Here is an 18,309-nt window from a genome sequence, read left to right on the forward strand (position 1 = left end):
GGTCCCGCCTTAGGTGATGTCGCGGGTGAGGAACAGCTTGCGGGCGCCGAACCAGGCGGCGGCCAGCCAGCCGGCGATGACCAGGAACGCGATGGGCTCCGAGAGGAGTTCGGGCTTGCCGTCCCGGTACACCGAGCTCATGGCGATCGTCATCAGGAACTTGCCGACGTCGGGGACCAGCCGCTGCAGGGCCGGGTCGACGATCAGCGTGAGGGCGAGCAGCGTCGTCACGGCGCCGACCTGGTGCCGGATGATCCAGCCGAACAGGACGCCCCAGGGGCCGGCGAGCACGTTGCAGGCGAAGATGCCCGCGGCGATCAGCCAGGTCTCCCGGGTGATCTCCGGGCTGTGGCCGTTCGAGGCGAGTGCGCCGTAGGTGGCGGCGAACGCCAGCGCGACGGCGAGCAGTCCGGACAGCGCGCCCATCGCCGTGCCCACCAGCGCCTTGGCGGCGAACAGGCGGCTACGGGTGCCGCTCAGCAGGACCGAGCGGCCGATGGTGCCCGCGGTGTACTCGCGGACGACGAAGATCGCACCGAAGAGCGAGGCGAACAGGAAGGTCATCATCCACGCACGCACCGAGTCATTGGTGATGGTGGCGAGGTCCATGTGCTGCTCGGTGATCTTCTTGTCGGTGTCGCTGGCGTAGCCGAGGGACGCCAGCAGCGACATGAAGGAGCCGGATGCCGCGCAGATCAGCCAGGTCCGGCCGGCCCACGCCTTCATCCACTCGGCGGGAAGCAGGTCACGCATCGACGCGCTCCTTGGCCGTCGTGCCGGTGGCGCCCGAGGGGGAGCCGACCAGCGAGAAGAAACGATCCTCCAGGCTTTCGGTGCCATCGGAGGTGAGGTCGCTCAGCGGCCCCGCGTAGCGCAGGGTGCGCTGCACGACGACCACGTCGTCCACGGTCTGCTCGATCTCGGCCAGCAGGTGACTGGAGACCAGCACGGTGCGGCCCTCGTCGGCCAGCGAGCGCAGCATCGTGCGCAGCCAGCGGATGCCGTCGGGGTCGAGGCCGTTGGCGGGCTCGTCGAGCACCAGCAGCTCGGGGTCGGACAGCAGGGCGGTGGCCAGGGCCAGGCGCTGCTTCATGCCCGTCGAATAGCCCTTGACCTTCCGGTCGGCCCGGTCGTCCAGCCCGACCTGGCCCAGCACCTCGTCCGCGCGCGCGGCCGGCAGCCCCAGCGAGCGGGCCCAGATGCGCAGTTCGCGGCGGGCGGTGGTGCCCGGCAGCGGGTTGATGCCGTCCATGCTGACGCCGACCCGGTGGGCGGCGCGCGGCAGGTCCTGGTAGCGGTGGCCGAAGACGGTGGCCGTGCCCGAGGTGGGGAGCATCAGGCCGAGCAGCATGCGCAGCGAGGTCGTCTTGCCCGCGCCGTTGCGGCCGAGCAGGCCCACGATGCGGCCGGAGCGCACCTCGAAGGAGACGTCCTCCACCGCGGTCATGGTGCCGAACCGCTTGGTCAGGCCGCGGAGTTCGACGACGGCGTCGCCGGTCATCGGCGGTCCGCCTGGATATTCGCGACGACACGGCCGACGCAGCCGATGATGGCGACGGCCATCACGGCGAGGAAAATCCACTGGGCGAGGCCGGTGAACACGGCATTCCCGACCAGAAGCACCAACACGAGAATCATGGACGCGATACAGAGTTTTACGTTCATTTGCCGGTTCTGCTGGTTGTCGCTCATATCGAATCCTTCTGCTTCTCGCGTTCAGTGCTTGCGGGGTTCCGCGGCAACGGCACATCGTTGCCGCGGAACCCCGGTGTCAAACATTAATCACACACAGGTCCTTGGGAGGACCGGGTGACGAACCGCGTGGTGACGGCTCAGGTGGCGATCGAGGCGACCGTGCTGTAGAGCACGAGGGAGCCGAGGCTGATCGTCGCGCCCTGCTTGAAACCGGACCAGAAGTCAGGGGCCTCCATGGCCTCCAGCTCCTGCAGACCGAGCTCCAGCTCCTGCTCGAACTTGTTCTCCTGCATGTCACGCTCCTTTTCTATGTTTCAGTCGAAAACGGAAAACAACCGATGGATCAGGCGCCTCAGGTGGCGATGCTGATCGAGATGCCGACGGCGGCACTCGTCACCGCGGCCGCGCCGACCGTCCACCAGCCCGGCGCCTCCATGGCCTCCAGCTCCTGGAGGCCCAGCTCCAGAGCCGGCTCGAAGGCGGCCGTCTCCTGAAGGGAAATTTCCTGCATGTCACACCCCCCTTGTGTTTTCCGTGGGTTGATCCACCCGAATGCGTCAGGTGATGACGGACGCGATGCTCAGAGCGGCACTGCCGACCGCACTGGCCACGGCACCGACGGTCCACCAGCCCGGGGCCTCCATGGCCTCCAGCTCCTGAAGACCGAGTTCCAGAACCGGCTCGAAACCGGCGGCCTCCATGGGGAAGTTCTCCTGCATGTCACACCTCCTTTCCTGACGTTCGGGGTATTCGGGCCGGCCGGCCCGCAGCGGCATTCACCGCATGACGGCCGGCCGGCCGGGGGGAATCAGGTGGCGAGGGAAACCGCGGCGTAGCCGACGATCGACACCACGCCGATGCCCGTGGCGACGCCACCGGCGGTGGACCAGAAGCCCGGGGCCTCCATGGCCTCCAGCTCCTGGAGACCCAGCTCCAGGTTGACCGCAGTCTCGGTCGCCGTGGCGACGCGCTCGTTCTGCATAGTTCTTCCCCTTTCCCTTTTCCGTCGGGACCCGTCGGGTCCCGTATTCATCCGCGCCCCGTCGGGGCACGGAAGTCTTATGCGCCGGCGGCGGGGCCGGCGTGCACGGCGGCCGCCAGCAGCCGGCGCACGTCGCCGGCGGTGAGCCCGCCGAGCATCGGCAGTCCGGCGCCCCAGGCCCGCACCGTCCGCCGGGCGACGGCGTCCAGCGCGGCGGCGTCGGCCGTCAGACGGCCGTCCACGCGCCAGGCGTCGATCAGGGCCCGGACGCCCGCCGCCGGTTCGGCCGGCAGCGGTTCGGGTCCGGCCGTCCGCAGCCGGGACCACAACCGCTCCAGCCGTGCCGCCGATCCGAGCCGGTCCTCGTCGTCCGAGATGGCCCGCCACAGGGGCGGCAGGAGGGCGGCCACGGCCGTCATCTTGCGTACGCCCAGCGCCCACGACAGCTCGTTGGCGAGGAGCCAGCCCTTGACCGCGTACGGGTCGCGGCCGTGGTGCAGCCACGCGTTGTGGCTCAGGCCGCTGACCTTGGCGATCTCCAGCCGCAGCGCGGCATCGGCCACGGGGGCCTGCGGCGGCGCCGCCGCCCTGGCGGCCGCCAGGGCGTGCCCCAGCGTCACCAGGCGTTCGGCGACGGTCTCGACCAGCGCGTCCTCCGTCGGCGTGGCCCGGTGGTCGCCGATGTACGGGCTCGTCACCCGGAACAGCGCCTCCAGCACCCCTTCGGCCAGCAGCTCGCCGGGCAGGGTGGCGGTCGCCGCCGCGTCCAGCACCGCGACCTCGGGCTGCAGGGACATGCCCAGTACCAGCCGCTTGCCGCCGGGGTGCGCGAGGCAGGCCACCCCGCTGACCTCCGTGCCGGTGCCCACCGTGGTGGGGACCGCCGCCAGCGGCAGCCCCCGGCCGGTGAACTCCGGCAGGACGACCAGCCCGCTGCGCTGCGGCAGCGAGAGGCGGGTGCGCACGTCGCGGTCGTCCCGGGCCACCGTCGCCAGCTTCGCCTGGTCCAGCAGCGAGCCGCCGCCGATGCCGACGACCAGTTCGCTGCCGTCCAGCCGGCCGGCCAGGGCGAGGACGCTGTCCACGTCGCCCGGCCCGCTCAGCGGGACGAGCTCGGTGTGCCGGCCCGGCGACGCCACCAGCGTGCGGACCGTCGCGACGACGTCCGTGTCCACGAGGGCGGAGTCGACGAGCAGGGTGATCCTGCGCTCCTCCCGCCCCGCGAGCCAGCGGCCGAACGTCGCACAGCCGTACAGCAGCGAGGTGGCCCCGCCGGTGTCGTCGCTCACTAGCGCGCTCCGGCCCGCGTCCCGGTGCCCGCGACGTGCGCGGCCAGCCCCGCCAGGATGCACTCCAGCAGTTCCGCCAGCTCCGCCTCGGTGTAGGTCAGGGCCGGGAAGAGCTGGACGCCGTTGACGCCCGGGTGCACGATCGCACCCGCCCGCCGGATCGCCGCGACCAGCGCCGGCACCTCTGCCTGCGGCAGCGGTGAGCCGTCGGCGCCGAGGAGCCGCAGCGAGCGGAAGAGGCCGAGGCCCGTCGTGTCCGCCACCAGCGGGTGCGAGGCGACCAGCCCGGACAGCAGGGTGTCCAGGTGCGCGGCCAGCCGCTTGCCCTTCGCCACCGCGTCCAGGCGCCGCATCTCGGAGATGGTGGCGAGGATCGTCGCACAGGTGACGGGCGTGCCCGCCTGCGTCTCGCCGTGCGTCAGGACCGCCCCGCCGTCCTCGAAGGCGGCCGCCACCGAGCGGGCGGCGACCACGACGGCCGCCGCGCTGGTGCCGTTGGTCAGCCCCTTGGACGCGATCAGCAGGTCCGGCTGCCCGGCCCACTCCTGGGAGGCGAAGAAGGAACCCGTCCGGCCGAAGCCGGTCGCCACCTCGTCGGCCACCAGCAGGAAGCCGTACTCCTCGCGCAGCCGCAGCAGCTCGGCGACGTACTCCTCCGTCAGCGGCACCGCGCCGCTGCCGAGCACGGGCTCGACCACGACGGCCGCGACCTGCGAGCCCTGACGCTTCATCAGCTCGGCGATGTCGCCGGGCTCGTTGGGCGTCACGTGACGGATCAGCCGCTGGTCCACACCGTACAGCTGCTGGCCCAGGTTCTCGCCGGTCAGCCCGAAGCTGCCGTAGGTCAGGCCGTGGTAGCTGCCGCGCAGGCCGACGACGACCTTGCGCCGCTCCTCGCCGCGCAGGGCGTGGTAGTGCCGGGCGACCTTCATCGCCAGGTCGTTGGCCGCGCCGCCGGACGTCGAGAACAGCACCCGTCCGTAGTGGTCGGCGCCGCACACGTCGAGCAGGGCGGTCGCGGCCTCACGGGCGTGGACGTTCTCGTAGCGGAAGACGCTCAGGTACGAGGCGTCGCGCAGGGCGCGGGCGGCCGCGTCGGCGATGGCCGCATTGCCGTAGCCGATGTTGGTGTTCCACAGGCCGCTGGAGCCGTCGAGCAGTTCCCGGCCGTCGGTGAAGCGGACGCGGACGCCTTCCGCCGACACCGCGCACAGCTCGTCGCTGCCCTGCAGCTCCGGGGCGAGGAGGGAGGGCCACAGCGGATGCATCGTCCGCGGGGACGCGGGGGGCTCCGTCATGATGTCGTTCGTCATGCCGTCGTCCGTCATGCGATGACCTCCGCTTCCAGCAGCACGCTCGGGTGGCGCACGCCCGCCATGGGCAGCGGATGCCGGGCGCGCACGGCGAAGCCGGCCTCCGCGAGTTCGGCCTCCAGCCGGTCGGCGGGCAGGACTCCGATGGTGGTGGTGCACACGTGCACCTCGCCCTCGCCGGCCTCGTCGAGCTCGCCGGGGAAGACCGTGACGGTGCGCGCGGCGTCGCCGGGCGCCCAGTACTCGAACATGCGGAGGGTGGACTCGCCCGCGGGGACGATCATCTCGGCCTCGTTCTCGCCGGACCGTGCCGCGTCCATCTCCACGGTCGACAGCAGGAACCGGCCGCCCTCCACCAGGTGCTCGCGCACCGAGCGGTACAGGCCGGGCCGGCCGGCCTCGTCCAGCAGCGAGACGGTGGTGGTGCCCAGGACGACCGCGCCGAAGCGCCGGCCGAGGGAGAAGTCGCTCATGTCGCCCGGGACCACCGTGCACCGCTCGCGCAGCGCCGCCGGTGCGGTGTCCAGGCGGGCCCCGAGCAGCTCCAGCATGCTCGGCGACAGCTCCAGCGCCGTCACCTCGCGGCCCATGGCCAGGAAGGGCATGGTCAGCCGGCCGGAGCCGGCCGCCAGGTCCAGGACCGGCCCGGGCAGCTGCCGGATGATGCCCAGCAGCTCGCGGATCTCGTGATCGCCGTGCTGGGACAGCCCGTGGTAGACCTGCGAGCCGTACGGGTCGTACATGTCGTGCAGGACCGCGCGGTCACCGAGTGCCGCCAGCAGTTCGCCGGCGCGCCCGGGAATGGTCGTGGTGATCGTGGTCATGGCCGGGTCACCGTCCGGCCGTGGCGAGTGCGGGGGTGCGGGCCGTGAGGGGCACGCCCGCGTCGGCGAACGCCCGCTCCACCTGCTCCAGCGCCTCCCGGTCCGCGTACGCGGCCGCGGCCTCGACGGAACCGGCGACCAGCAGCGGCTCGACGAGCGCGACGGCCTCCCGTCGCAGACCGAGCATCCGGTCTGTTTCCGGCGCGTAGACGTAGGCCGCCTCGTCCGTCCACAGCAGCAGCGGCACGTCGGTGCCGGTGGCGTCCGCAGGGTCGGTGACGTCGGCGAGCGCCGGTACGGACCGGCCGCCGAAGCCGGAGACGCGCACGCCGGTCACCTGGCGGCCGGCCAGGTTCCGCAGGGCGTCGAGCGCGGCGAGGTAGCGGCCGAGCCACGGGCGCTGTGCCAGCGCGGCGGTGCGGATCTCCTCCGGTACGGCCGTGCCGAGGCTGACCGCGCAGGGGTGTCCGGCGTCGTCGTTGAGCTGCTGCCACCGTGCGGTGAGTGCGGCCAGGCCGTCGCCCGCCGTGCCCAGGGGGAGGCCGCCGGGGGAGGTGGAGACGGCGCCCGTCGCCGCGACGTACAGCCGCAGCGCAGGACCGGAGCCGGCGTGCCCGGTGCCGAGGGCCGGCAGGTCGGCGAGCTGGATGACGGGGGAGGTGAGGAATTCGGGGAACGTGCCGTCCTGGCGGGCCAGTTCGGCGTCCGCCACGTACGCCTCGAAGTCCGCGGTGTCGGCGATGCGGACCAGGGTGGGGCCGATCACCGACATGTAGCCGCTGATGCCGTAGCTCTGCACCTGCAGGTAGAAGTCGGTGCCGAGGGAGAACTCGGCGCCGGACTCGGCGGCCGAGCCGCCGTACGCGACGACCGCGCCGGCGGTGCCGTCGTCCGCCGTGGCCCCTTCGGGGGCGAGGACCGTGGTGCCCGGACCGACGACGTCCGAGGCGAGGAGCTGCTCCAGGTGCTCGGCGCTCTCCAGGACGACGGTGCGGCAACTGCCGTCCGTCGCGGCGGCGGTGGCCGTCCCCGGGACGGTCCGGCCCGTGGCCCAGGACATCAGGCGTTCTTTGATCTCGGACATTGATTCCCCCTTCGTGGTGCAGCACATCGCCTCGCGGAGCGTGCGGAAGTCGCACTGCTCGCGGGATGCGCCGGGTCGACGTACGTGCTCGGTGCCGGTGGTGCCGTGCAGGAGCGGGTGGTTCAGGCCAACGCGGCCAGCAGAGTCTTGAGTTCGTCCATCGCGGCCTGCGGGCCCTGGGCGTTGCAGACGCCGGTGACGTTCAGGACGATCTCGTCCACGCCGGCCTCCTCGTACGCCTTGAGCTGGACGGCCAGCTCGTCCCGGTCCCCGTAGAGGAACGCCCCGCCGGCGACGAGCGCCTCGGCGTTGGCCTTCTCGTCCGTCCCGGTGACGTCGATGCCCGACCTGCGGAGCATGTCGATGTAGTGCGGGCCCTTCATGTGCGCCCCGTTGCTGGCCAGGGCCAGTTCGGCGGCGTTGCGGCCGGGGCGGGCGAGGGCCAGCGGCACCATGGCCGTCAGCCTGGGCCGCGTGCGGCCCGCCGCCCCGGCGCCCTCCGTCATCGCCGGGACGACGGTGTCGCGCAGGTAGGAGGCCGGCGTCAGCCAGGTGATGGCCCGGTCGGCCACCTCACCGGCGAGCCGGGCCATGCCCGGCCGCAGCACCCCGAGTCCCACCTCGACCTTGGGCGCCGGGAACGGCGGCAGGGCCATGTGGCCGGAGAAGTACTCCCCTTGGGACTCGACCGTCTTCCCGTCGAGCAGTCCGCGCACCGCCGTGAGGTACTCGCGGGCCAGCGTCAGCGGGCTGCGGTACGGCGCGCCCAGCAGGCTCTGCTGGAAGGGCCGTGCCCCCGGGCCGAAGCCCGCGACCACCGGGTGTCCGGTGGTCAGGGCCACCGAGCGGGCCTGGAGGGCCGCCTCGTACGGGTGCCGCAGCGGCATGAGCGTGACGCCCAGTCCGACCGGCACCCGGAAGCCGGCGCCGGCCGCGTAGGCGAAGCCCTGGTGCGGCTCGACCATGAGCGCCTGACCCTGCCACAGCCGCTCGGCGTGGGTCCAGTGCACCATCGCCGCGTACGGCAGGACCTGCTCCGGCCGACGGGGCAGAAAGGGCATAAGGACTGAGTAGGCGGTCATCGGTTGAAATCCGTTCGGGTGGGGCGATGACTCCATCCTGCTGTCCGGGCAAGCTCTGCCACTACCCCCTGACCTGGGGGTTTGTTCCCCCTCGATCGGGGGGTCGGTTAGGCGGAGCCCCACCCTCCGGGGGGAGGTAGAGGAGGATGAGCGTCCGCTACTCTCGCTCCCACCACGCCGACGTGGGAGATGTGCGTGATCACAAGCGAGGGGGATCGCAGCGTGATAAGGACCGCGATAATCGATGACGAGGTGCTCTTCCGTGCCTGCCTGCGGGCCGTGCTGGAGACGGACGAGACGCTGAGCGTCGTGGCGGAGGGCGGGAGCGGCCAGGCGCTCGCCCGCATGGCGGCGGTACGCCCCGCCGTGGTTCTCCTGAGTGCCGGACCGTCGGGGGAGACCGACGGCCTGGCCCTGATCGAACGCCTGCGGGAACTGACGCCCGCGCCCAAGGTGCTCCTCCTCACGCCCGTGCCCGTCTCTGCCGACCACAGAGCGCGCGCACTGGCGGCGGGGGCGGCCGGTTGCCTGGGCCGCGGGAGCGACCCGCAGGAACTGCTGCACGCGGTGCGCGCATTGGCGTGCGCCGGAGTGGAACCGGAGGCGTGCACGGCGGCGTCAGGCATAGCGCAGGCAACGGGCCTTGCGCAGGCATCGGGTCTTGCGGGGGCATCGGCTCTCGCGCAGGCGTCGGGTGTCGTGGCGGCAGGCGTCGTACGGACCGGGTCCTCCCCGTCTTCCTCGTCCTCCTCTGTGACCGGGGTGGCGGAAGGGGTTCAGGTGCCGTGCGAGTCCGCATGCCCGCGACTTGCCTCTCTCACACCACGGGAGCGGGAAGTTCTGGTGCTGCTGGCGGACGGGATGTCCAACCGGGAGATCGCCGACCGGCTGGTGATCAGCGCGGAGACGGTGAAGAACCACGTGGGCGGAGTCCTCACCAAGCTGGGCGCGGACAACCGCGTGCGCGCGGCGGCGATCGCCTGGCAGGCGGGCCTCACCGGGGCGGGCGCACCGCCCGCGCCGGCGCTCGCGGCCGCCTAGCGGTAGGGCGCACAGGGCGCAAGACCTGGCATTCGCAGGCTCCTTGGCCGAGGAGTCATGCAAAGTGATGGTAAAGTTCGATTGACTTCGGCCAATCAAAGGCACGCTCGGGGGAGCCTGTGATACGGGTAATTGTCATCAGTGATGAGGCTTTGGTGCGTTCGGGGCTTCGGGAGATCCTTCAGGGTGAACCCGGTATGGAGGTCCCCGTGGTCTGCGACGGCCTGGGCGCGGTCGAGGCGGTGGAACGCCACCGGCCGGACGTCGTCCTCCTGGACCTCCAACTCTTCGCCGCCGACGGCCCCGACGGGCCGGCCGTCCTCAAGGCCATCCGCTCCCTCGACCACCCGCCGGCCGTCGCGACCCTGACCGCCGGCGCCGAACGCCACCAGATCAACGCCGTGCTGGGCGCGGGGGCGGCCGCGTACCTCGTCAAGGACATCACGACGTCCGAACTCGTCCACGCCGTCTGCCTGCTGGCCTCGGGAGGCTTCATCCTCTCCCGCACGGCGGCGGCCGCGATGCACGACGACAGCCCCTGGACGACCCCGGCGGCACCCCCCGCCCCCGCACCCTCCCGGGCCACCCGCCCGGTGGCCCCACGCCTGACGGGCCGCGAACAGGAGGTCCTCGCACTGCTGGCGGCGGGCATGTCGAACACCGAGATCAGCCGCATGCTGATGCTCAGCACCAACACGGTGAAGGACCACGTGAAGGCGTCCTACGCCAAGCTGGGCGTCAACAACCGCGTGCAGGCGGCGGTGATGGCCAGCGCAGCGGGTCTGGCGGCGGCGGTGGCGTGATCCGGCCGGTGCCGTCCCCCCCATCGTTCGGGCCGACGAGGTCTGGCCGGGCGGGTGATGTGTCGGTCACGATGGACCGCATGGGCAGCCCCAGGCAGCGCGCGCAGAGGTTCGTCGAGGCCGAGGACGATCCGCGGGAGGGCGGGACCTCCCCGGCGGGGGAGCGGGCCACGCTCGTCGAGTTCCTGCGGTGCCAGCGCCTCACGCTGGAGTTGAAGTGCGCCGGCCTCGGCGCCGACGAGCTCGCACGGCGGGCCGTCGAGCCGTCGACGATGTCGCTGCTGGGGCTGGTGCGGCACATGGCCGAGGTGGAGCGGATCTGGTTCCGGCGGCGGCTGTCCCTGCAGGACGTGCCGCCGCTCTTCCGCTCCGACAACGACCCCGACGGCGACTTCGACGGCGCGGTGCCCGACCCCCAGGTCGTCGCCGAGGCGTGGCGGGCGTGGCGGGACGAAGTCGCCTTCAGCGAACGGTTCGTCGCCGAGGCGCCCACCCTCGACGTCACGTGCCGGGACCCCTGGCACGGGCAGCTCTCCCTGCGCGAGGTGCTGGTGCTGGTCGAGGAGTACGCCCGCCACAACGGCCACGCCGACCTGCTGCGCGAACGGATCGACGGTCGCGTGGGGATGTAGGCGCGGGGAGCGCGGAACGCACCCCGGCCCGGACGCAGGAATCCCGGACGCAGGAATTGGGGTGGCGTCCGTCGCGTGCCGTGTGCCTTACTGCGGACCATGACGACTGTGCACAAGCCGGTCCTGGCCGTCGGTGACGGCGACGCCGGCCTCACCGCGCGCCTGGAGAACGAACTCGACGACTTCAACGAAGCCGCCACCGGCCACGCCCCGCACGGCGAGCTGTCCGTGAAGGTCACCGACGAGGACGGCGAGCTGATCGGCGGCCTCACCGCCTGGACCTGGGGCGGCCTGTGCGGCATCGACCTGCTCTGGGTGCGCGAGTCCAGCCGCGCCGACGGCTGGGGCGCGAAGCTGCTGCGGGCCGCCGAAGCGGAGGCCGTGCGCCGCGGCTGCGACCGGGTGATGGTCTCCTCGTACACCTTCCAGGCCCCGGGCTTCTACCAGCGGCACGGCTACACGGAGGTCGGCCGCGTGCCGGGCGTGCCGGGCGGACACGCCGACGTGTACCTGTTCAAGTCGCTGACGACGCACCCGTAGCGGCGCTCTGCCCGGACGGCCCCGGTACGGCCTAGGGTGACGCCGTGACCTCCCTCACCCCGTCGCGGCGAACGTTCCTGACCCTCACGACGGCCGCGGCCGGGGCTGCCGCCGCTCCGCTGCCGCTCGCGCCCGCCGCGAGCGCCGGCACCGGCTGGACCGGGGACTGGCCGCCGCAGCTGCGGGCGGCGGTCCGGCGGGCGATGCCCGCGGCCGTCGAGTACGCCCGGTCGTCGGTGAAGTGGCCCTTCGGCGCGGTGCTCGTCGACGCGGCCACCGGTGCGGTGGGGCCCGGGGCCGGGAACACCACCGAGAGCGGTGACCCCACGGCTCACGCGGAGACGAACCTCGTGCGCCTGGCCGCAGCGGACGGCCTCGCCCTGTCCGGGCACGTCGTGGTCACCACCGCCGAGCCCTGCGCGATGTGCGCGGGCGCCCTGCTGTGGGGCGGAGTCCGCGGCATCGCGTACGGCACGTCGGTGGCCAAGCTCATCGCCTGGGGGATGCCTCAGATCGACGTCTCCGTTGACGAACTCGTCCGCAGGACGCGCGGATTGCCGCACCCGGCACTGGCCCACGACGTACGGGCCGGGCTCACGGATCCGCTCTACCGGACATAGGGGAGAATGTTCTCTGCTTTCCCTGTGTATCTGTGTATATCTGTGGATCTGGAGATTCATGTACAAGCGCCTGCCCCTGCTCGCCCTCTGCCTGACGGCCGCCGCTCTCGGGGCCTCGGCGTGCGACGCATCCGGTGACAGCCGCTCCAGTGCCCCGGCGGCGTCGGCTTCCGCGTCGGCGTCCGCTTCGGCGGCTGCCTCGACGCCCGCCGCCGCTCCCTCCGGAAGTCCGTCGGACAGCCCGGCCGAGGCGCGCCGGCTGACGGGGCCGATGCGCGAGGTCTACCTCCGGACCCTGCGGAAGAACTACCCGGACCTGGACCGCATCAGCGACGACGTCCTCGTCGAGCACGGCGACGCGTTCTGCGCCGCCCGCGGTCAGGCCCTCGGTGACCAGGCCAAGAAGACGATGCGGGAACTCGACCTCACGCCCAAGCAGGCGACGCCCATCGTCGCCACCGCGCACGCCTATTGCCGGTAGCGGCAGCGCGTGGGGCCGTCGCCCGCTCACGCGTTGAGGGCGGCGTTCCACACCGGGCTGTCGACGTAGTGATTGTCGAAGCGCTCGGAGGAGTCCCTGATCTCCTGCGGGCTCGCCTCGCCGCGCATGACCCGGTTCAGCAGGCGCATGTAGTCGAAGCGCGCCATGCCGGGCGTGAAGGTGATCAGGACGTCGGCCTCGCAGCCCGGCGCGGCGGCGAAGGCGTGGTGGGTGCGCGGCGGTACGAGGAGGAAGTCGCCGGCGTTCAGCACCTTGATCTCCTGGTCCAGCAGCACCTGCAGTGAGCCGTCGATGACGTAGAACATCTCGGCGGCCCGGGTGTGGAAGTGGGCCGGCGCGCCGGGCGCTCCCTCGGCGAACGTGGAGCGGTAGCTGGTCAGCAGACCGCCCGTGGTGTCGGAGTCGGCCAGCAGCGTGATGACGCTGCTGGGGTCGCGCGTGACCTCGGCTTCCGCAGCGCGGGTGAGGACGGGGGCGAAGTCGCTGTTCTTGCTGGTCATGAGGGCTCTCCTTGTTCCGGACGGGGCGTCTGCCCTCGTGGTGATCACCACTCTAGGAACCGGGAAGACCCGGTGAAGGGTGCAATTCCCACCGGAAAACGAAGGTCAATTCTGGGGTGCTGTGCCCCCTCGTACGGGCCCGGGCCGGCCTCCGGCGCCACGGCGCGCGGTGCAGCGCATGCGCGCACGCGGGGCGTGGGCCCCGGCCCTCCGGGGGTAGGGCGCTCGCGGATCGTGCCCCTGCAGACGAGGAGTCCGCGAATGAAGCCTGTCCGCCGCATCGCAACGATTGCCGCCGCCACCCTCATGCTGGCGTTGGGGAGTGCCGTACTGGCGACCCCGGCGCAGGCGGACGCCGACGTGAGCCTCTTGGGCGATCTCGTCACGGGGCACGCCAACTCCCTTGTCGCGGTGGGCGCACTGGGTGGCCAGCTCGTGAGCCTGCCCGTTTCCCTGGCGCCGGTCCTCTGAGCCGTACCCGACGCCGAGGGGCAGGTGCGTGCACACACCTGCCCCTCGGGACGGATTTTCCCCGCGCTGCACTTCGACTGGTTTCGGCGCTGCCGGGCGACGCTTCCCCAGGCCACTGTGACGCTGAATGGTCTGTCGAGAAGGGTGAGGCTCATGCGCGAACGCAGGTGGGGCGTCGTCGCCGTTGCAACACTGACCGCAACGCTGGGGACCATGGGAGTGGCCAGCGCTGCGACCTCCGGTGCGAGACCCGCCGCCGAGGGGCGGTCGCTCGATACGTACAGCGTCTTCACCTCCCGCTACAGCGGCCGGTGCCTCGATGTAGCGGGTGGCAGCAATCTGGACGAGGCGAACATCCATCAGTGGGACTGTGTGGGCGTCGCCAACCAGCGCTGGAAGCTCACACCGACCGGTGACGGCTACTACTACCTCACCGCTCAGCACAGCGGTAAGTGCCTGGACGTCGATACCCGCAAGGCCGACGGCGACTTCGGGGGCAACGTGCACCAGTACCACTGCTGGGGAGGTGCGAACCAGCAGTGGAAACTGGACTACATCGGCGATGGCTACTACTACGTGGTGTCACGGCACAACAGCAAGTGCCTGGACGTGGACACCCGCCGTGGCAATGTGAACGGCGCCAACGTCCACAACTGGACCTGCTGGGGCGGGAACAACCAGATGTGGAAGATCTCCCCGGCCTAGGGGAGGGTCAGGACGACCTTCCCGGCGACCCGGTTCGTGTCGCCCAGCGCGTGGCCCTCGGCGGCCTGCTCCAGCGGGAACGTGGCCTCGATGACGGGCTTGAGCTTCCCCGCGGCCATCAGGTCCGCGATGGCGCGCATGCCTCCCTGGTCGGCCTCGACGAGAACGGGCGTCACCTCGATGCCGCGCTCGGCGCCACGTGCGGGGAGGTCCGCGGGCATCGACGTGATGGCGATGGTGATCAGCTGCCCGCCGGGCTTCAGGACGTCGAGGGAACGGGCGGCCGTGTCGCCGCCGATCGTGTCCAGGACCACATCGACCGGCTCGATCTCCGTGAAGTCCTGGTTCCGGTAGTCGACCGCCTCGTCGACGCCGAGCTCCCGCAGCAGCGCGTGCTTGGGGGCGCTGGCCGTACCGATCACGTACGCGCCCCGCTCCTTGGCGATCTGCACGGCGAGGTGGCCCACGCCGCCCGCGGCCGCGTGGATCAGCACCCGCTGGCCCGGCCGGAGGTCCGCCGTGTCCACCAGGGCCTGCCACGCCGTCAGCGCGGCCAGCGGGACCGCGCCCGCCTGCACGTGGTCGACGCCCTCCGGCTTGCGGACCAGGGCCCGCGCCGGGACGACCACGTACTCGGCGAACGTGCCGGCCCCGTAGGGGTACGGCACCATGCCGAAGACCTCGTCGCCCGGCTTGTGGATCGTCACACCCATGCCCACGGCCTCGACGACGCCGGAGACGTCCCAGCCGAGCACCAGGGGAAACCGGTCGAGGAAGCCCGGAAACCGGCGGTGCTTCCAGTCGGTCGGGTTCATGCCCGCCGCGCGGACGCGGACGAGCACCTGCGAGGGCCCGGGCTGCGGGCGGTCGATCTCGACCGCCTGCAGGACCTCGGGACCGCCGTACGTGTTCTGGCTGATTGCCTTCATCTTGTGCATGCGCCCATGCTCCGTCGACCACGACCTGGGAAAACAGTGGCCCGGGGGCCACGATGTGCAAGCATTGGGCCATGCATCGTGTAGTGGTCCTGGCGCTGGACGGCGTCATCCCGTTCGAGCTGAGCCTCGCCGCGCGGCTGTTCGGCGTCGCCACCGACCCCGACCTGCAGCCGCTCTACGAAGTGATCACCTGCTCCCTGGACGGCCGGCCGGTCAGGACGGACGCCGACTACTCCATCGCCGTCGAGCACGACGCGTCGGTGCTCGCCACGGCCGACACCGTCGTCATCCCCGCCTCCGAGAACTTCGGCCAGATCGTCGACCGCGACGCCCTGCCGCGCCGCACCGCCGAGGCGCTCGCCCTCATCCGGCCGGACGCCCGCATCGTGGGCATCTGCATCGCCACGTTCGTGATGGCGGCGGCGGGGCTCCTGGACGGCAAGGGCGCGGCCACGCACTGGTACGAGGCCGCCCGCTTCCAGCGGCTCTACCCGGAGGTCGAGCTCGCGCCCGACGTGCTGTTCGTGGACGCCGGCCGCATCCTCACCTCGGCGGGCGCCGCGGCCGGCATCGACCTGATCCTGCACCTGATCCGCCGGGACCACGGCAGCGCCGTCGCCAACCAGGTGGCCCGGCGCTGCGTCGTCCCCCCGCAGCGGGAAGGGGGCCAGGCCCAGTACGTGGAGCGGCCCGTGCCGCAGAGCTTCGACGCCGGAACGTCCGCGACCCGCGCCTGGGCCCTGGACCGCCTGCACGAACCGCTCCAGCTGACCGACCTCGCCCGGCACGCGGGCATGAGCCGCCGCACGTTCACCCGGCACTTCCGCGCCGAGGTGGGCCTCAGCCCGGGCCAGTGGCTGACCCAGCAGCGCGTCGACCTGGCCCGCCACCTGCTGGAGAGCAGCGACCTGCCCGTCTCCCGCATCGCCGAACGCGTCGGCTTCGGCACGGACGCCACGCTGCGGCAGCGGCTGCACGCCGCGATCGGGGTCTCCCCGGGTGCCTACCGCCGCACGTTCCGGGCCTGACGGGCCCGTCGCCCCGTCGCCCGTCGGGCGGCTCACTCCGGCTTCGGCCGCGACCGCAGACGCTCCATCTGCGCGTGGCTGAGGTCGTGCGCCCGCCGCATGTGGCGGGTGATCACCTCCAGTTCGTCGTCGGTGTGCTCGTCGAGCAGCCCCTGCCACGCCTCGCCGAGGTCGTCCCACACCGCGGTGACCCGGGCGATGCGCTCCGGCACCGGGCTGACCAGCACCCGGCGGCGGTCCTCCTGGTCGGGGGCGCGCATGACGTAGCCCCCGCGCTCCAGCCGGTCCACCAGCCGGGTGGCCGAGCCCGTCGTCAGCCCCGTCATGTCGGCGATCTGCCGGACGGTGAACGGGCCGGGCTCCGCCGTCAGCAGGCTCAGGCACTGCACATCCGTCGGGTGGAGCCCCAGGTGATCGGCGACGGCCTGGTTGAACAGCACGTACGCCGCCAGGTAGCGGCGGGACTCCTTCGACAACTCCTCGTACAGCCGGGCCCGGCGCGGCTCTGTCACCTGGATCACACTCCAAATTCGCTGCGCGACGCAGCAATGTCCCCTAATCTTCTGCGTGGCGCAGCTAATGCGTCACGCAGCAACTCTAGTCCAGGGGGGACACTTCCATGCTCACCGTCGCCGTCACCGGAGCCACCGGAGCCCAGGGCGGGGCCACCGCCCGCGCCCTGCTGACCGCCGGCCACCGCGTCCGCGCGCTCACCCGCCGGACCGACTCGCCCGCCGCCGACGCCCTGCGCGCCCTCGGCGCCGACGTCCGTCACGCCGACTTCGACGACCCGGCCTCCCTCGACGCCGCCCTCGCCGGAGCGGACTCCCTCTTCGCGGTCACCACCCCCTTCGGCACCGGCATCGCCACCGAGACCCGCCAGGGCAAGGCCCTCGTCGACGCCGCGGCGGCCGCCCGTCTCGGCCACGTGGTCTTCACCTCCGCCGCCCACGCCGACCGCGGCACCGGCGTCCCGCACTACGAGAGCAAGCACGCCATCGAGCAGCACCTGCGTGCGGCCGGCGTGCCCTGGACGGTGATCGCCCCCGCGGCCTTCATGGACAACTACGCCGGCGGCTGGACCCTCGACGGGCTGCGCGACGGCACCTTCGCCTGGCCCATGCCGACGGATCAGCCGCTCACCCTGATCCCTGCCGCCGACATCGGCGCCTTCGCGGCCCTCGTTCTGCAGCGCCGCGACGAGTTCGCCGGCCGTCGCATCGACATCGCCTCGGACGAGCTCACCCCGGCCGGCATCGCCGATGCCCTGGCGGCTGCCCTCGGTCGCCCGGTCGCCCACCGCGAGGTGCCGCTGGACTACGTCCGGAGCCGGTCGGAGGACCTGGCCGCCATGTTCGACTACTTCGCCGCGGCCGGCCTCGACGTGGATGTCGCCGGTCTGCGCCGCGACTACCCCGAGGTCGGCTGGCACACCTTCGCCGACTGGGCCGCCGCCCAGGACTGGCCCGCCCTCCTGTCCTGAGGGAGCACCCTTCGATGAAGCCCATCGGTTACTGGCTCAACCGCACCGACAAGGCCCTTACGCGGTACATGGACGCCATGCTGGGGGAGTTCGGCCTCACGCGGCTCGCGTGGCAGGTCCTGAACGTCGTCCAGGATGCCGGGGAGGCCACTGATGCGGGTGTTTTGTCGGCTCTCGCCGCCAATGCGGACCGTTCCGTGCTGGCCGTAGCCATCGAGACGGTCCTGGCCGACGGCTGGGCGACCCGCCCTGCGCCCGGCCGACTGGCCCTCACCCCTGGCGGGCGTCGGCGCCTGACCGAGGTCGCCGAGCGCGTGGACGCGTTCCGCGCGCTGTGCACGGACGGTATCTCGCCGGAGGAGTACCGGACGGCTGTGCGTGTGCTGGAGCGGATGACTCGCAACCTCAGTGCACCAGGGCTCGGTCGAGGCTGCCAGCCTTGAGGGCGGATATGAGGGGGCGGAGTCTGCCGGGGGTGGTGGTGAGGACGGTGTCGGGGGTGTCGCTTTCGCGGAGGTGGATTGCGCCGGTCGTGCCTGCGGCTAGGTAGAGGCAAGAGGAAGCCGCTTCGCTGTACGAGGACTTCTGCCACTTGGGTGAGCTCATGGCGTCAGTGCACCAGGGCTCGGTCGAGGCTGCCAGCCTTGAGGGCGGATATGAGGGGGCGGAGTCTGTCCGGCGTCGTGGTGAGAACGGCGTTCGGGGCGTCGCTCTCGCGGAGGTGTATTGCGCCCCTGGGCGCTGCGGCGACGTAGACGCATGAAGATGCCTCTTCGC

At 72.0% G+C, this 18,309-nt stretch carries 28 protein-coding genes; 11 read left to right on the forward strand and 17 right to left on the reverse strand.

The window, feature by feature from the left end; all coding sequences use genetic code 11:
* Window positions 1-9: 9 nt before the first annotated feature.
* From LE181_RS04715 to LE181_RS04770, 12 genes are all read right to left on the reverse strand, one after another.
* Window positions 10-753, reverse strand: a complete 744-nt coding sequence (locus tag LE181_RS04715) for an ABC transporter permease (protein ID WP_225659786.1) — start codon at window positions 751-753, stop codon at window positions 10-12.
* Window positions 746-1,501, reverse strand: coding sequence for an ABC transporter ATP-binding protein (locus LE181_RS04720; protein ID WP_225659787.1), 756 nt, complete (start codon window positions 1,499-1,501; stop codon window positions 746-748). Before LE181_RS04720 ends, LE181_RS04715 begins: the two co-directional genes overlap by 8 nt.
* Window positions 1,498-1,692 (reverse strand): hypothetical protein, encoded by a 195-nt coding sequence (locus LE181_RS04725; RefSeq protein WP_225659788.1) that lies wholly within the window; start codon window positions 1,690-1,692, stop codon window positions 1,498-1,500. The genes LE181_RS04720 and LE181_RS04725 overlap by 4 nt, the downstream gene beginning before the upstream one ends.
* Before the next feature lie 140 nt (window positions 1,693-1,832).
* Entirely contained in the window at window positions 1,833-1,988 is a 156-nt protein-coding gene (locus tag LE181_RS04730) for a daptide-type RiPP (RefSeq protein ID WP_190110179.1), read from the reverse strand.
* Between the two features lie 59 nt (window positions 1,989-2,047).
* Window positions 2,048-2,206, reverse strand: a complete 159-nt coding sequence (locus LE181_RS04735) for a daptide-type RiPP (protein ID WP_225659789.1) — start codon at window positions 2,204-2,206, stop codon at window positions 2,048-2,050.
* A 46-nt stretch (window positions 2,207-2,252) separates the two neighbouring features.
* Window positions 2,253-2,414, reverse strand: a complete 162-nt coding sequence (locus LE181_RS04740; protein ID WP_225659791.1) for a daptide-type RiPP — start codon at window positions 2,412-2,414, stop codon at window positions 2,253-2,255.
* 89 nt (window positions 2,415-2,503) lie between these two features.
* On the reverse strand, window positions 2,504-2,677 hold the full coding sequence (locus LE181_RS04745; RefSeq protein ID WP_225659793.1) for a daptide-type RiPP: 174 nt from the start codon (window positions 2,675-2,677) through the stop codon (window positions 2,504-2,506).
* Window positions 2,678-2,754: 77 nt separating this feature from the next.
* Window positions 2,755-3,966 (reverse strand): daptide-type RiPP biosynthesis dehydogenase, encoded by a 1,212-nt coding sequence (gene mpaC, locus LE181_RS04750; RefSeq protein ID WP_225659795.1) that lies wholly within the window; start codon window positions 3,964-3,966, stop codon window positions 2,755-2,757.
* Window positions 3,966-5,294 (reverse strand): daptide-type RiPP biosynthesis aminotransferase, encoded by a 1,329-nt coding sequence (gene mpaD / locus LE181_RS04755; protein WP_225659796.1) that lies wholly within the window; start codon window positions 5,292-5,294, stop codon window positions 3,966-3,968. The genes mpaC and mpaD overlap by 1 nt, the downstream gene beginning before the upstream one ends.
* Window positions 5,291-6,103 carry a daptide-type RiPP biosynthesis methyltransferase gene (gene mpaM, locus LE181_RS04760; RefSeq protein WP_225659798.1) on the reverse strand — a complete coding sequence of 271 codons (813 nt, stop codon included), beginning with the start codon at window positions 6,101-6,103 and terminating at the stop codon, window positions 5,291-5,293. Before mpaM ends, mpaD begins: the two co-directional genes overlap by 4 nt.
* A 7-nt stretch (window positions 6,104-6,110) precedes the next feature.
* A complete protein-coding gene (gene mpaB, locus LE181_RS04765; protein WP_225659800.1) occupies window positions 6,111-7,187 on the reverse strand; it encodes a daptide biosynthesis RiPP recognition protein in 1,077 nt (358 codons plus the stop codon).
* 122 nt (window positions 7,188-7,309) lie between these two features.
* Window positions 7,310-8,269 (reverse strand): LLM class flavin-dependent oxidoreductase, encoded by a 960-nt coding sequence (locus LE181_RS04770; protein WP_225659802.1) that lies wholly within the window; start codon window positions 8,267-8,269, stop codon window positions 7,310-7,312.
* A gap of 222 nt (window positions 8,270-8,491) precedes the next feature.
* On the opposite strand from LE181_RS04770, the gene LE181_RS04775 reads away from it, so the two are divergent.
* The 6 genes from LE181_RS04775 (at window position 8,492) to LE181_RS04800 (ending at window position 12,386) form a co-directional block, all read left to right on the forward strand.
* Window positions 8,492-9,310, forward strand: coding sequence for a response regulator transcription factor (locus tag LE181_RS04775; RefSeq protein ID WP_225659804.1), 819 nt, complete (start codon window positions 8,492-8,494; stop codon window positions 9,308-9,310).
* Between the two features lie 119 nt (window positions 9,311-9,429).
* A complete protein-coding gene (locus LE181_RS32410) occupies window positions 9,430-10,113 on the forward strand; it encodes a response regulator (protein WP_225659806.1) in 684 nt (227 codons plus the stop codon).
* An 80-nt stretch (window positions 10,114-10,193) separates the two neighbouring features.
* Complete coding sequence (locus LE181_RS04785) at window positions 10,194-10,745, forward strand: DinB family protein (protein WP_225659808.1); 552 nt, start codon at window positions 10,194-10,196, stop codon at window positions 10,743-10,745.
* Window positions 10,746-10,844: 99 nt separating this feature from the next.
* A complete protein-coding gene (locus LE181_RS04790) occupies window positions 10,845-11,285 on the forward strand; it encodes a GNAT family N-acetyltransferase (protein ID WP_225659809.1) in 441 nt (146 codons plus the stop codon).
* A gap of 44 nt (window positions 11,286-11,329) precedes the next feature.
* Window positions 11,330-11,905 (forward strand): nucleoside deaminase, encoded by a 576-nt coding sequence (locus LE181_RS04795; RefSeq protein ID WP_225659810.1) that lies wholly within the window; start codon window positions 11,330-11,332, stop codon window positions 11,903-11,905.
* A gap of 58 nt (window positions 11,906-11,963) precedes the next feature.
* The gene (locus LE181_RS04800) at window positions 11,964-12,386 is read left to right on the forward strand and encodes a hypothetical protein (RefSeq protein WP_225659811.1); all 423 of its coding nucleotides are present in this window, start codon (window positions 11,964-11,966) and stop codon (window positions 12,384-12,386) included.
* Window positions 12,387-12,412: 26 nt separating this feature from the next.
* On the opposite strand, the gene LE181_RS04805 is transcribed toward LE181_RS04800, so the two are convergent.
* Entirely contained in the window at window positions 12,413-12,907 is a 495-nt protein-coding gene (locus tag LE181_RS04805) for a cupin domain-containing protein (protein WP_225659812.1), read from the reverse strand.
* A gap of 261 nt (window positions 12,908-13,168) precedes the next feature.
* Between LE181_RS04805 and LE181_RS04810 the strand changes: the two genes are divergently transcribed.
* Together LE181_RS04810 and LE181_RS04815 are read left to right on the forward strand one after the other, a co-directional pair.
* On the forward strand, window positions 13,169-13,378 hold the full coding sequence (locus LE181_RS04810; RefSeq protein ID WP_225659813.1) for a hypothetical protein: 210 nt from the start codon (window positions 13,169-13,171) through the stop codon (window positions 13,376-13,378).
* Window positions 13,379-13,531: 153 nt separating this feature from the next.
* Window positions 13,532-14,083, forward strand: coding sequence for an RICIN domain-containing protein (locus LE181_RS04815; protein ID WP_225659814.1), 552 nt, complete (start codon window positions 13,532-13,534; stop codon window positions 14,081-14,083).
* On the opposite strand, the gene LE181_RS04820 is transcribed toward LE181_RS04815, so the two are convergent.
* Window positions 14,080-15,012 carry an NADP-dependent oxidoreductase gene (locus LE181_RS04820; RefSeq protein WP_225659828.1) on the reverse strand — a complete coding sequence of 311 codons (933 nt, stop codon included), beginning with the start codon at window positions 15,010-15,012 and terminating at the stop codon, window positions 14,080-14,082. The two genes, LE181_RS04815 and LE181_RS04820, sit on opposite strands and share 4 nt — an antisense overlap.
* A gap of 80 nt (window positions 15,013-15,092) precedes the next feature.
* Between LE181_RS04820 and LE181_RS04825 the strand changes: the two genes are divergently transcribed.
* Window positions 15,093-16,049, forward strand: coding sequence for a GlxA family transcriptional regulator (locus LE181_RS04825; protein ID WP_225659815.1), 957 nt, complete (start codon window positions 15,093-15,095; stop codon window positions 16,047-16,049).
* A 32-nt stretch (window positions 16,050-16,081) separates the two neighbouring features.
* Here the strand turns inward: LE181_RS04825 and LE181_RS04830 are convergent, their stop codons facing one another.
* A complete protein-coding gene (locus tag LE181_RS04830; protein WP_225659816.1) occupies window positions 16,082-16,570 on the reverse strand; it encodes a MarR family winged helix-turn-helix transcriptional regulator in 489 nt (162 codons plus the stop codon).
* Between the two features lie 98 nt (window positions 16,571-16,668).
* Here LE181_RS04830 and LE181_RS04835 point away from each other — a divergent pair, with 98 nt between their 5' ends.
* Window positions 16,669-17,532, forward strand: coding sequence for an NmrA/HSCARG family protein (locus tag LE181_RS04835; protein WP_225659818.1), 864 nt, complete (start codon window positions 16,669-16,671; stop codon window positions 17,530-17,532).
* Between the two features lie 14 nt (window positions 17,533-17,546).
* Window positions 17,547-17,975 carry a MarR family winged helix-turn-helix transcriptional regulator gene (locus tag LE181_RS04840; protein WP_225659820.1) on the forward strand — a complete coding sequence of 143 codons (429 nt, stop codon included), beginning with the start codon at window positions 17,547-17,549 and terminating at the stop codon, window positions 17,973-17,975.
* Here LE181_RS04840 and LE181_RS04845 read toward each other — a convergent pair.
* Window positions 17,938-18,138 (reverse strand): DUF397 domain-containing protein, encoded by a 201-nt coding sequence (locus LE181_RS04845; RefSeq protein WP_225659822.1) that lies wholly within the window; start codon window positions 18,136-18,138, stop codon window positions 17,938-17,940. The genes LE181_RS04840 and LE181_RS04845 overlap by 38 nt on opposite strands.
* Window positions 18,139-18,142: 4 nt before the next feature.
* On the reverse strand, window positions 18,143-18,309 hold a 167-nt coding region (locus LE181_RS04850; protein WP_225659830.1), incomplete at its 5' end, for a DUF397 domain-containing protein.

Source organism: Streptomyces sichuanensis (assembly GCF_020328095.1).
GTDB lineage: Bacteria > Actinomycetota > Actinomycetes > Streptomycetales > Streptomycetaceae > Streptomyces > Streptomyces cinnamoneus.